The organism is Arcobacter venerupis (assembly GCF_013201665.1).
Taxonomy (GTDB): Bacteria; Campylobacterota; Campylobacteria; order Campylobacterales; family Arcobacteraceae; genus Aliarcobacter; species Aliarcobacter venerupis.
The window spans coordinates 1,846,749-1,858,980 of the sequence record NZ_CP053840.1 but is presented as its reverse complement, the minus strand read 5'-3'; the positions used below and the strand labels follow the sequence as shown (position 1 = coordinate 1,858,980).

The 12,232-nt window shown below is 25.3% G+C and carries 11 protein-coding genes; 5 read left to right on the top strand and 6 right to left on the bottom strand.

The genetic code is table 11. From position 1 onward, the window contains the following. Window position 1 precedes the first annotated feature (1 nt). Window positions 2-1,375 carry a MocR-like pyridoxine biosynthesis transcription factor PdxR gene (gene pdxR / locus AVENP_RS09285; protein WP_128358041.1) on the bottom strand — a complete coding sequence of 458 codons (1,374 nt, stop codon included), beginning with the start codon at window positions 1,373-1,375 and terminating at the stop codon, window positions 2-4. A gap of 96 nt (window positions 1,376-1,471) precedes the next feature. Between pdxR and AVENP_RS09280 the strand changes: the two genes are divergently transcribed. From AVENP_RS09280 to AVENP_RS09270, 3 genes are all read left to right on the top strand, one after another. Then, window positions 1,472-2,068: a pyridoxamine 5'-phosphate oxidase family protein gene (locus AVENP_RS09280; protein ID WP_128358042.1), complete on the top strand. Its 597-nt coding sequence runs from the start codon at window positions 1,472-1,474 to the stop codon at window positions 2,066-2,068. Between the two features lie 121 nt (window positions 2,069-2,189). Beyond that, the gene (locus AVENP_RS09275) at window positions 2,190-2,426 is read left to right on the top strand and encodes a hypothetical protein (RefSeq protein ID WP_128358043.1); all 237 of its coding nucleotides are present in this window, start codon (window positions 2,190-2,192) and stop codon (window positions 2,424-2,426) included. Between the two features lie 87 nt (window positions 2,427-2,513). Continuing rightward, window positions 2,514-3,212 (top strand): hypothetical protein, encoded by a 699-nt coding sequence (locus tag AVENP_RS09270; protein ID WP_128358044.1) that lies wholly within the window; start codon window positions 2,514-2,516, stop codon window positions 3,210-3,212. Between the two features lie 15 nt (window positions 3,213-3,227). On the opposite strand, the gene AVENP_RS16005 is transcribed toward AVENP_RS09270, so the two are convergent. Genes AVENP_RS16005 through AVENP_RS09250 form a run of 4 tightly spaced genes read right to left on the bottom strand, consistent with a single transcriptional unit; the run spans window position 3,228 to window position 8,570 of the window. Then, window positions 3,228-4,886 (bottom strand): efflux RND transporter permease subunit, encoded by a 1,659-nt coding sequence (locus AVENP_RS16005; protein WP_128358045.1) that lies wholly within the window; start codon window positions 4,884-4,886, stop codon window positions 3,228-3,230. Window positions 4,887-4,894: 8 nt separating this feature from the next. Beyond that, window positions 4,895-6,454: an efflux RND transporter permease subunit gene (locus tag AVENP_RS16000; protein ID WP_128358046.1), complete on the bottom strand. Its 1,560-nt coding sequence runs from the start codon at window positions 6,452-6,454 to the stop codon at window positions 4,895-4,897. 8 nt (window positions 6,455-6,462) lie between these two features. After that, window positions 6,463-7,215, bottom strand: coding sequence for an efflux RND transporter periplasmic adaptor subunit (locus AVENP_RS09255; protein ID WP_128358047.1), 753 nt, complete (start codon window positions 7,213-7,215; stop codon window positions 6,463-6,465). Further along, the gene (locus AVENP_RS09250) at window positions 7,212-8,570 is read right to left on the bottom strand and encodes a TolC family protein (protein ID WP_128358048.1); all 1,359 of its coding nucleotides are present in this window, start codon (window positions 8,568-8,570) and stop codon (window positions 7,212-7,214) included. The genes AVENP_RS09255 and AVENP_RS09250 overlap by 4 nt, the downstream gene beginning before the upstream one ends. Before the next feature lie 244 nt (window positions 8,571-8,814). Here AVENP_RS09250 and AVENP_RS09245 point away from each other — a divergent pair, with 244 nt between their 5' ends. After that, entirely contained in the window at window positions 8,815-9,687 is an 873-nt protein-coding gene (locus tag AVENP_RS09245; RefSeq protein ID WP_172664270.1) for a sulfurtransferase, read from the top strand. A gap of 9 nt (window positions 9,688-9,696) precedes the next feature. Next, window positions 9,697-11,490, top strand: a complete 1,794-nt coding sequence (locus AVENP_RS09240; protein ID WP_128358050.1) for a PAS domain S-box protein — start codon at window positions 9,697-9,699, stop codon at window positions 11,488-11,490. 13 nt (window positions 11,491-11,503) lie between these two features. Here the strand turns inward: AVENP_RS09240 and fliP are convergent, their stop codons facing one another. After that, complete coding sequence (gene fliP, locus AVENP_RS09235; protein ID WP_128358051.1) at window positions 11,504-12,232, bottom strand: flagellar type III secretion system pore protein FliP; 729 nt, start codon at window positions 12,230-12,232, stop codon at window positions 11,504-11,506.

Sequence of the window (12,232 nt, the reverse complement as noted above, 5' to 3'; positions counted from 1 at the left end):
TTTATTTAAAACTTTTGGCCTCTTGCCAAATTTCTCTAAAGGTTTTGATTGCATTTTCTATTTCGTCCTCTTCAAAAGCACCAAAACCTAAAGCTAAGACTTTTTTTATTTCAAAATATTCTTTAAAATAGATTTTTACATCTCTTTTTTGAGCTAATTTTTCTAATTTATTTAAATCTATATTTATAAGGGGTTTTATTAAAAGATTTAAGCCACTTCCTTCTCTTAATATTTTTATTTCATCTTTTAAATAATGAAGTAAACTATTTTTCATTATCTCATGTTTTTTTCTATTTAAATTTCGTATTTTTCTTAAATGTCTATCCCAATAACCATCTTTTAAAAAAAGTTCTAATGTTTTTTGAAGATCAATAGGTACACCTGAAAATGAGAAATCAAAAGTTGAATAATAAATAGGAAGTAATTTTATGGGTAAAACAATATAAGCAACTCTCAGCGCTGGTGAGAGAGCTTTTGAAAAAGTTCCAACATAAACTACTCTATCACTATTTTCTAAGCCTTGCATAGCTGGAATTGGTCTATTATAATAACTTAGTTCACTATCGTAATCATCTTCAATAATATATGCGTCATTTTTTTTTGCCCAATGTATTAATTTTATTCTATTAGCAATTGGTATTGTAACACCTGTTGGAAATTGGTGAGATGGAGTTAGATATATAGATTTACAAGCTGTTTTTTCCAATTGATTTATATCTATGCCATTTGAATTTATTGAAATATCTTTTATATCATAAGCTAATAATTCAAGAACTTTTCTAGCAACTGCATATCCTGGATATTCAATAGCTAAACTATTTGAGATAGTTTTTAAAATAGTTCCTACAATAAACATTGAATCTGAAAAACCACTTGTAATGATTATTTGATCTTTAGTGCAATTTACTGCTCTTGATGAAAATAGATATTTTTGTATCTCTTGTCTTAATCCTTCATCACCTTGTTTGTTTTGGTATATTCCATAATGAATATCACTTTTTAAAACTTTACTATAAAGTTTTAGCCATGTTTTTTTTGGAAAGGAACTCTTGCTCAAACTTGCTGGATAAAAATTGATTTTATAATTTTTGTTTTTGCTCTTTTTATCAAAACTTTCATTTAAATCTTTTTCAAATTTTTGATAAATATCTTCAGAAACGAAATATCCACTTTTGGCTTTACTTTCAATGTAACCCTCCGCATATAACTGATTATAGGCTGACTGAATTGTATTTTTACTTAAATTATATTCATCAACCATTTTTCTAATTGAGGGAAGTTTACTTCCTGCTAATAAATTATTTTTTATATCTTCTTTTATCTGTTCATATAATTGAATATAAAGTGGAATTGTATTTTTTTCAAATTTATACATCAAACTGTCCTCATAAAAAAATAAAAAAATGTATCTTGGCATAGATTCAGATTATTGATATTATACAAATCAAAAACTTAAAAAAAAGGATAAAAAATGAGAAGAGATGAATTTAATATAAAAGATGAAAATAGTATCAATGAAATTTTAAAAGAGTGTGAATATGGTACTTTAAGTCTTATTAGTGAAAATAAACCTTATTGTGTGGCTTTAAATTATGTTGTTTATGATGGTTCTATATTTTTTCATGGAGCAAAAGAAGGAAGAAAAATCGAAGCTATGAAAAATAATCCATTAGCCTCTTTTTTAGTAGTTAAACCTTATTCTTTTATTCCATCATATTTTAGTGATACATTTGCTGCTTGTCCTGCAACACAATTTTTTGCTTCTGTATTATTTGAGGGAGTTGTAAGTTTCATCGAAGATGGCGATAAAAAAGCAGAAGTTCTAAATGCTTTAATGCAAAAGTTTCAAGAAGATGGATCTTATGAGCCAATAGCATTTGACAAAGCAATGTATACAAAAATGATAAACAAAACTGCAATTATTGAGTTGAAACCCCAAAATGTAAGTTGTAAAATAAAAGTAGGTCAAAATCTAAATGAAGAGAAAAAAAAGAAAATGATTGAAAAATTAAAAAATAGAGATAGCAAAATAGATAATGAAACTATAAATAAAATGAATTTATATTAAATAAATAATAATTAATTAATATTGAAGAAGATATTACTTTTAATAAACATAAATATGAATTTTTATATAAAATTAACATAATTATTATATAATATTAACTAAATATAATTTTGGAGTTGAAATGAGTAGAGTACAAAAGTCATATAATTATTTTACATCTAGCCGAATTAGTAGTTACTATGATTGGGAAAAATCTATGGAGCCTAAAACATTAGAAAGACACAAATGGTTGGGTAAAACTTGGACTGATTTGTATTTTCAGAATCAAGGAGATGATTTTCTAAGAAATCTATCTACGGATGAAATTATGAAAACAAAATGGTTTGAAAAATATGGTATTAAAGAACCTAAATTTTAATATATATAAAATTTATGTATTTATTACATTATTTTAATAAATATAATTATTTTAATTTAGAATTATTAAAATGATATAAGGACTGTGATGTCAAAAAGTCAAGCAGATATTTTTGAAAATAAATTATTAAAAATAATAAATAATCAAAGTGATATTTATGATTTTATAGTTGAATATATTAATGATAAATCTTATGGGACATTTAGGATCTTTTCTAAAAGGTTAAAAGAGTTAAATCAAAAACTGTTTAGTGAAAATTCGATAACAGAAGAAGAATACAAAAAAATAAATAACGCAATAAGTAACAAGTCAAAAACAAGAAATCCAGAAGTGATATTTGATATGGAAGGATTTTTAAAAAAATATTTATTATATTTTGAAGTTAATAAAAATGATAATAAAAATCTCTTAAATATTCTTTTTCTAATGTTGCCTTTTTTATATGTTAAAACGTTTAAAGACTTGCAAAATATTAGAATTGAAGATATTGAAATATTAGAGTTTAATAAATGTATTGTTATTAAACACACAAATTTTTTAACAGGGGATAATCAGACTATTAAAATGGGAAAATTTTATAAAGAGTGGTTATATCTTTTTAATTTAGCGAAAGCAAAAGAAAAATTCTTATTTGTTAATGCAAGTTCAAATTACACATTATTTAATCAAAAATTAGACCCTTATCTTTGCAATTTCACTAATAAAGAAACAAGTAATACCAAATATATTACCATAATTAAAAATGCTTTGAAATACTCTAAAAAAACAATTTTCGAAATTTTATAAAAGAGTTAAAAAAGATTATAAAATCTTTTTTAACTGGTTTTTGATAATAACTGGCACAAAAAACATAGAAACAATATAAGAGATTAACGTTCCACCAATTAGTGCAACTCCTAGACCTCCAAATACTGCATCATTTGCTATTAAAGCACTTGCGAATACCATGGTTAGAACTGTAAGAATTATTGGCTTAGAACGAGTTGCTGTGGCTTTTGCAATGGCTTCATTAATACTTAGATTTTTTTCATGAACCAGTTGTTTTGAAAAATCTATAATTAATGTAGAATTTCTTGAGTTTATTCCAATAAGTCCAATAAATCCTATAAGCGAAGTTGCCGTTAAATAAAAAGTATCAGTTGTAATTAAATCCATAATTACATGGGCAAAAATAACTCCAATAATTGAGATAAAACTTGATAATACGATTCCACCAGAAATTGCAAAACTTTTGTAATACATAACCATTAAAAAGAAGATTAAAACTAAAGCTATTATAAATGCTCCACCTAAATCAATAAAAGTATCAATAGTTACTTTTAATTCTCCATCAAATACTAAATCAAATTTCTCTTTTGTTTTTTTATCTACAAATGATAGATTTAATAGGTTTGTTTTTGTCACTTCATAATCTTTTGATAAAGAGTTTAACATCTCATCTCTTGCATTTAATAAAGGATAAATTTGACTATCTTTGTTTGTCTCTGCAATTACATTTATCATTAAGTTTAAATTTTTAGAAGTAATTGTTGGTTCTTTTATAATTTCTTTTATTTTTACAAATTCAGAAATACTAACTGTATTTCCTTGTTTATTTATGATTTTTAGAGTTTGAAGTTTTGCTTTTAAATCATCTGCAGTTGAGTTTTGTAATAATCTTGAATCATCAAGTCTTAAAAAAATTGGGATTTGATTCTGAGCATTACTTTGATTTATTACTGATACTTTCATTCCTTCAAAAGCTAAAAAAAGTATATTTTTTATTTGTTCTAAATCTACATTACTCATAATGGCTTTTGAGTTATCAAGTTCAAGCTCATACATCACAAAATCTTTATCAGCTAAAATATCAATATCAACTAAACTTGTTTGATTTTTAAGTATTTGAGCTATTTTTAAAGCAAAATCTCTTCTACTTTGAAAACTCTCTCCACCATAAATTTCAGTCACGATTGAAGCTAAAACTGGAGGACCAGCAGGAAGTTCAATAAACTTAATATTTGCATCATATAAAGAAGAACAGTTTTTTTGAACCTCGTCTCTTAATTTACTTACTAGGTTGTAACTTGTAATGTCTCTATCTTCTTGTTTTAAAATATTTACTATCATTTCAGCTTGTGACTCTTTATCTTTTAGTGCGCTTTGTTTAACAAGTGCAGCAAAATCAAGGGGTTGACCTTCACCTAAAAAAGCAGAAATATTTGTAATATTTTTATTTTTTTGAAGATGTTGGGATATACATTGAGTAACTTCTTTTGTTTGATTTATACTTGAACCATCTTTTAAATCAACATAAATTGAAAAAGTATTTGAATCCTTACTTGGAAGCATTTTTGCTTTTATAATTTGTGTTGGAAAAGTAGCAAGGCTTAAAATAAACAGAACTAAGGTAATAAAATAAACCATATAAGATTTAAATGGAGTTTCTAAAATACTATAAATAAATTTTTCTAATCTCATCTAATATCCTATAAAAATTTTTTAACTAAATAAGGTGTAAAGGCATAAGCCACAAAAAGTGACATAGCTAAAGAAATAGGCACAAAAACAGGAAGAGGGTGCATAAATTGCCCCATCATTCCACCTACAAAAAACATAGGAATAAAAGTCATTATAATTGCAATTGTTGCAATATTTGTGGCATTTCCTATTTCATTTGTAGCATTTATTGAAACAATTGAAATGTCTAAATGAGGTGATTCAAGTTTATGTCGATGAATATTTTCAATTACAATGATTGCAGCATCAACTAACATTCCCAAAGATACAATTAAAGCAAAAAGTGTGATTCTATTTATTGATTCATTGATAACTAATCCAGTAAATAGTGTCAAAGATAAAATCATTGGAACCATTAAAGATACAATCATTGCCTCTTTTAATCCAAGTGTAAAAATAAGTAAAATAGCAATAATCACAATAGAAATCAGCAGATTTGAAACAAGCTCATTTACTGCATTATTCGCAGTATATCCGTCATCTCTTGTGATAGTATATTTTATTTTTTTTGCTAATAAATCATCTTTTATTGAATCCATATATTCAAAAATCTCTTTATTTATGGTAACTGAGTTTCCACCTTTTAATTTTGAAGCACTAAGTGTAATTTGATTTGTTTCTTCAAAATCTTCTATTACATCTCTTAAATAAATCAAAGCCTCTTTTTTATTTTGAATATCATAAGACTTCTCAATTTTTGCAATATCTTTTAAATAAATAGGCGTTTGAAAGTTGTAAGAAATGATTAGATTTTCTAAATCTTTTACATTTTCAACGGCTTGTTTTATTCCAAAAACAACTATTGAAGAGTTTTGAGTATTTGTTGTAATATTTGGAGTTTTATATGAAAGCCCTTGGATTTGTTTCATAACTTGCCCCAATGAAAGGTTATAAGATGATAATTTATTTGCATCAACCATTACATTAAATTGCTCTTTTTTTTCACCTTTTAAATCCACTAATGCAACATCTTTAATCTTATTTAGCTCTTTAGTGATTTTATTTATTTCATTGTAAAGCTGGGTTTGTGAAATCAAATCTTTGTCATTTTCTTTATCACTATAAAATGCAATTGTAGCAATTGGAATATCTGTGTCTATATCCATAGTTTTAATTATTGGTTGCATTGCATTTTGAGGCATTAAATCCATATTCCTCATAACTTGATCATAAAGTTTTAGATTTGAAGCCTCTTTATCTTGACCTATAAAGTATTGAACTTGCACGATTCCCACTGAATCTTTGGCATAAGAGTAAATATTTTCAACACCTTTTATCTCTTTTATTTTTTTTTCAAGTGGTTCAATTATTACCTTTTGAATTTCGCTTGGGCTTCCTTCTGGAAGTGCTACGATTACCACACCACCACTTACTTTTATTTGTGGATTCTCTTCCCTTGGCATTATTAAAAGTGAGATATATCCTAAGGCTAAAATAAAAACACCAAAGATGAATGTTAGTGGATGATTTATAAAAACAAGTGACAATCTTCCAGCTATATTTAAATCTTTATTCAAATTATTATTCATTTGTTGTCCTATTTTATATCCATTGAGATTTTTGAATACATTCCTGGATAGATATTGTAATTTCCTTTATCAAAAGAAATTTTAAGCACAAAAGAGTGAGTCATTCCAGCCATATTTGGAATAATTGCTTCTATTTTTCCTTTTGTTTTAAAATTTTGTGAAGGAATTTCAATATTTACTTCTTGATTTATTTTTACGTCATTTAAATTTGTTTCAGAAATATCAGCTTTTATTAAAAGAGATGATAAATCAGTAAGTACAAAAGCTGGGAAACTTGGCATTGCCATTTCACCTGCTTTTATTGATTTTTTGATAATTAAACCATCATTTGGAGCTTTGATTTTTAAATAATCATACTGAGCATTTATCTCTTTTTGTTTTGTTTTTGTAATAGCTATCATATTTTTTGTATTCATTACATTTAACTCAATTTGTTCTAAATCATATTTTGAAACTAAATCTTGCTCTTGTAATCTTTTATATCTGCTATGATTTAATTCTAAATTTTGTAATTGATTTTGTAAAATTTGAAGATTTAATTCTAACTCTTTTTTATTTGAATCAATAGAAGAAGAGTCGATTTCATATAAAATATCGCCTTTTTTTACAGTTGAACCCTCTGATACATAAACTTCTTTTATAAAACCCATGTTTCTGCTTGAGATAATTTTTTCATTATCAGAAACCACAGTTCCAGAAAGTTCAAGCTGTGAAGCGAATAAATTTATACAAAAAATAGTTGTTAGAAATATTTTTATCATTGTTTATTTTCCTTATTTATATTTTTTCCTAAAGCAAGATTTATTTTAGCTAGTGCTAAAGATTTTTCATATCTAGCTTCAATCAATAAAGCTTCTTGTTTTCTATAATTTGCCTCTTGAGAAAGTAGGGTTGTCATAGAAATTAGATGATTTTGATATAGAAGTTTTGATTGTTCTAATACTTCATTTGCAAGATTTTTAGCTTCCATTTTTTCTTTTAGAATTTTCTCTTTTGTTTCAAGATTTAAAGTGGTCTTTTTTAATTCTAATTTTATGGCATCTTTTAATTTTTCTTTATTTAATGAAGCTTTAGCATACTCAATTTTGCTTTTTTGTTTTTCAATATTTCTTGTATTATCAAATAAAGTAAGATTTACTCCAACAAGTGCCATATAGTAGTCTTTATCATCATCTAAGGTTAATGTATCATCATTAAATCCATATTCTAAATGGGAATAAACACTTGGGTAATAAGCAGAATTTGCAATATCAATATTTTTTTTACTTGCATTGATTTGAATATCTTGTATTTTAATTTCATCTCTACTTTCTAAAGCTTGGGTATAAAGCAGATTTTCTTGTGGTATTTCAAAACTTATATTTTCAAGAGCTTCAACATCACTGATTGAGTCATCTGATGATAAAAATCTCAAATATGCCAAAGCTAATTGGAAATTATTGCTAGCTTCAATTAATTGAGAGTTTATATTTAATTCATAAACTTTAGCTTCGTTTACATCTATTTTGGTAGTTAATCCCTCTTTATGAAAAGCAAGTGCTGATTTTGAAATTTGCATTATTGCAATTTTGGCTTTTTCTAAAGCTTTTGTAAAATCTTTTGCAACAACTGCACTATTATAAGCTTTTAGAACTTCTAAACTTAACTCTTTTTTATCAAGATTGTATTTTATTTCATTTGCTTTTTCTTGTAGTTTTAAAATATCTTTTTGATTTGAGAGTTTAAAACCTGTAAATAAAGGAATCTCATAAATTAATTTTGTATTAAAGTTGTTTCTAGCATCTGGATAGTTTAAATTATCTGGTTGAACATTTAAAGAGTTTGAACCTTGAAATTGACCTGCACCAAAATCGTTAAATGTAGCTTCCCTTGAAGATAATTTCGAATTAAAAACATATCCTGCATGATTTGTTCTGCTTATCTCTTCAGTGATTGAAAGTTTTCCATAATTTATTGAGTCAATCATTTTTGAATCTAGTTTAGAAGAGTCAAAATTTAGCTCTTGTTGTTTTAAATCTTTACTGTTTTTTAAAGTTTGCTCTAAAACTTTATCAAAGTTTACACTTTGAGCATAAGTTAAAGTTGAAAACAATAAAAATAAATAAATCTTATGCATAAAAGAATCCTATAGTGATTTGAATTTTATAATATTATACAGAAAAAACGTAACTTTAGTAATTAAATTATAAAGTTTAATTATATATAATGTATTCTTAAAAATTATAATATATCTTATTTTAAATTTAATCTCTAGCTTGCTATTGATAATTTAATAAAAATTTTTATAATTTAGTTGAACCATTAAACTTATGTTTAACTATTTTGCTCTAAAATTTACTGTTTTTGTAAAAAGGTTTAGTATGAAAAAAATATTCAAAATACCACTTATGATTCTTCTTTTAGTATCATATTTATTTTGTAATCCCCAAGAAAAATTAGTTCCTTCTATTACTCCAATTGAGTGGTTAAAAGAAAATATAAATAATCCCAATGTTATAGTTGTTGATTTACGTCCTTATGCGGATTATCAAAAAGGTCATCTTAAAAATGCTGTGAATATTCCTGGTTTAAAATCTTTATTTGATGATAAATTTTTTATGCCTAAACTTAATATTTTAAAAGAAGTATTTAGTGATGCTGGAATTGATTCAAATAAATTAGTAGTAGCATATGATAATGGTGATTTTATTTGGGCAGCTAGACTTTATTGGATATTACAAACTTTAGGACATGAAAATGTTGGAATTCTAAAAGTTGCTTATGGACAAGAATTAATAGATAATTTTGAAATATCAACAAATAATTATATTGCTTTAAAAAGTGAATTTGTTCCAAGAATTGATAATTCAAAAATAGAAACAAAATTAAGCACTTTACTCTCTATTGGAAATAAAACAATAATTGATGGAAGAGCAGAATCTCACTATATTGGTGAAAAATCAATTGCAAAAAGATATGGACACATACCAACTGCAGAAAATTATGCGTGTACTCAAAATTTTCAAGTAAATACAGCTGGAAATAAAATGCGAGAACTTTCAGAATTAAAAGAAATTTATAAAAATATTCCAAAAGATAAAAAAGTTCTTTTATACTGTGATGGAGGAGCTGATGCTGCATTGAATTATATTGTTTTACAAGAATTAGGTTATAAAGCTGCTGTCTATGATGGTTCTTGGGCTGAATGGGGAAATGATGAATCAGTGCCTATTGAGAATCCATCTAAAAAGTAGTAAAAATAGATGAAAGGTTCTATCAAAAGAAAATTAATTCTTATTATTTTAAGTGTGACTTCAATTACAAGTGCCTTAGGTTATATAGGTTTTATTTCTTGGTATATGAATGAGCAATATAAAAAAACCTTAGAATTATCAAATACTATAGGAATAGTTATTTCTCAAGATGTGGGGAAACTTATCCTTTTAGATGATGTATCAGCTGCTGCTGATATATCAACTCAATTAAAATCTTTTACAAATCTTCAGAAATTAGTTTTATATAAAAAAAATGCAAAGGCAATACTTCAATACAATATTGATGATAAAAGTTTTGAAGTTGAAAAAATAAATTATAATAGTATAAATAAACCTTCTAAACATAATAATATTATTAAAATTTATCATAAAGCAATTTATCAAGATATACCTTTGGGTGTAGTCTATTTTGAATTTAAAATAGAATCACTAAGTGATATTATTAAAAAAGATATTTTTATAATACTTTTTATATTTTTATATGCTTTAGGAATATCTTTTTTATTAGCAAATTTTTTCGCTAATAAATTTACTGAGCCTATTTTAAAATTAGTATCTTTTTTAGAGCGAATTGATAAAACAGAGGCTTTAAGTAAAAGAGTTATTACAAATGAAACAAATGAGTTTGGGAAGCTTTATAAAGAAGTAAATACTATGCTTGAGAGAATTGAAAATTCTTATTATATATTAAAAGTTGCTTCAGCAGCTTTTGAAACACAAAGTGGAATGATAATAACCGATGCCAAACAAAAAATAGTTCAAGTTAATAAATCTTTTACAAGAATCACCGGATATACTTTGGATGAAGTTAAAGGAAAAACACCTGCTATTTTAAAATCAGGAATGCATAATAAAGAGTTTTATGAAAATATGTATAATTCTTTGAATAAGAATAATTTTTGGATGGGAGAGATAAATAATCTAAAAAAAGATGGGAAAATTATAAATGAGCATTTAATAATTCAATCAGTTTTAAATGATAAAGGTGAAATCCTCTATTATATAGCTTCTTTTTTAGATAGAACTAAACAAAAGAAAATAGAAAATCAACTAGAAATAAATCAACAACTTTTATTAGAACAGTCAAAACTTGCCGCAATGGGAGAGATGTTAGAAAATATTGCTCACCAATGGAAACAACCTTTATCCATAATTACGACATTAACCTCTGGAATTCTTTTAAATAAAGAGTTAAATATATTAGATGATGATTTTTTGAAAGATGGATTAAATAATATTACAAAATCTGCTAGATATATGTCTAAAACTATTGATGATTTTAGAGATTTTTATAATAATAAAATAGAAAAAAAAGAGTTTAATGTAAAAAATTCTATTGAAAAATCTTTAGTATTATTATCTTCAAAACTTAGAAAAATTGATGTGATTATTATTAAAGAGATTGAAAATATAGTTATTTTAGGTTATGAAAATGAAATTATTCAAGTTTATATGAATCTTTTAAGTAACGCCATTGATTCTTTGGAAAATTCAAATAATGATATAAAACTTGTAAAAATTAACACAAAAATTCAGGATAATAATTTAGTTTTAGAATTCCTAGATAATGCAGGTGGAATAAAAGAAAGTATAATTAACAAAATTTTTGATAGTCATTTTACAACAAAAGATAGTAAATCAGGTACTGGAATTGGTTTGTACATGTCAAAAATAATTATAGATAAAGCAAAAGGTGAGTTAAAAGTTTCAAATAAAACTTTTGAGTATGAAAATAAAAGTTACACTGGTGCAAGCTTCATTCTCATGTTGCCTATTAAATAAATTTAATAGGCAACTATTTAAAGGATTGAGACAGATTTCCTATAATTAACTGCCATCCATCAATTATGATAAAAAAGATGATTTTAATAGGTAAGGAGATCATTGCAGGTGGTAACATCATCATACCCAAACTCATTAATATGGATGCTACAATAATATCAATTACTAAAAAAGGTAAGAAGATTAAGAATCCAATTTCAAAAGCAGTTCTTAGTTCACTTACAATAAATGATGGCATTAAAAGTGTTAATGGAACATCATCTATATTTTTAGGATTTGGTTCTTTTTTAATTCTATAAAATAAAGCTAAATCTGATTCTCTTGTATTTTTTATCATAAATTCTTTAAAAGGTTGAATTCCTTTTTGAAGGGCAACTTCATAACCTATTTTTTCATCCATGTAAGGTTTTATACCTTCCTCCCAAGATTTCTTACCATAAGGTTCCATTATAAAAATTGTTAATATTAATGATAATGATATTACGATTTGAGTTGGTGGAGTTTGTTGTAAACCCATTGCTTGTCGTAAAAGTGAAAATACAATAATAAGTCTAGTAAAAGATGTAACCATTAATATTAGTGTTGGAGCTAATACCATTAGTGTTAAAATAAGAGCGATATTAATCGTTTTTACAAACTGTGCAGGTTCATTTATACCTGAAACTGAAAGATTAACTATAGGCGCTGTATCTGCTGCAAAGGCAAAAATAGAAAAGAGTAAAAGTGTGATTATAAATTTCAA

Excerpts from the sequence above, each read along its gene's own strand:
- AVENP_RS16000 (WP_128358046.1), bottom strand. The coding sequence starts at position 6,454 with ATGAATAATAATTTGAATAAAGATTTAAATATAGCTGGAAGATTGTCA.
- AVENP_RS16005 (WP_128358045.1), bottom strand. The coding sequence starts at position 4,886 with ATGAGATTAGAAAAATTTATTTATAGTATTTTAGAAACTCCATTTAAA.
- AVENP_RS09270 (WP_128358044.1), top strand. The coding sequence starts at position 2,514 with ATGTCAAAAAGTCAAGCAGATATTTTTGAAAATAAATTATTAAAAATA.
- AVENP_RS09250 (WP_128358048.1), bottom strand. The coding sequence starts at position 8,570 with ATGCATAAGATTTATTTATTTTTATTGTTTTCAACTTTAACTTATGCT.
- AVENP_RS09275 (WP_128358043.1), top strand. The coding sequence starts at position 2,190 with ATGAGTAGAGTACAAAAGTCATATAATTATTTTACATCTAGCCGAATT.
- AVENP_RS09245 (WP_172664270.1), top strand. The coding sequence starts at position 8,815 with ATGAAAAAAATATTCAAAATACCACTTATGATTCTTCTTTTAGTATCA.
- AVENP_RS09280 (WP_128358042.1), top strand. The coding sequence starts at position 1,472 with ATGAGAAGAGATGAATTTAATATAAAAGATGAAAATAGTATCAATGAA.
- pdxR (WP_128358041.1), bottom strand. The coding sequence starts at position 1,375 with ATGTATAAATTTGAAAAAAATACAATTCCACTTTATATTCAATTATAT.
- AVENP_RS09255 (WP_128358047.1), bottom strand. The coding sequence starts at position 7,215 with ATGATAAAAATATTTCTAACAACTATTTTTTGTATAAATTTATTCGCT.
- AVENP_RS09240 (WP_128358050.1), top strand. The coding sequence starts at position 9,697 with ATGAAAGGTTCTATCAAAAGAAAATTAATTCTTATTATTTTAAGTGTG.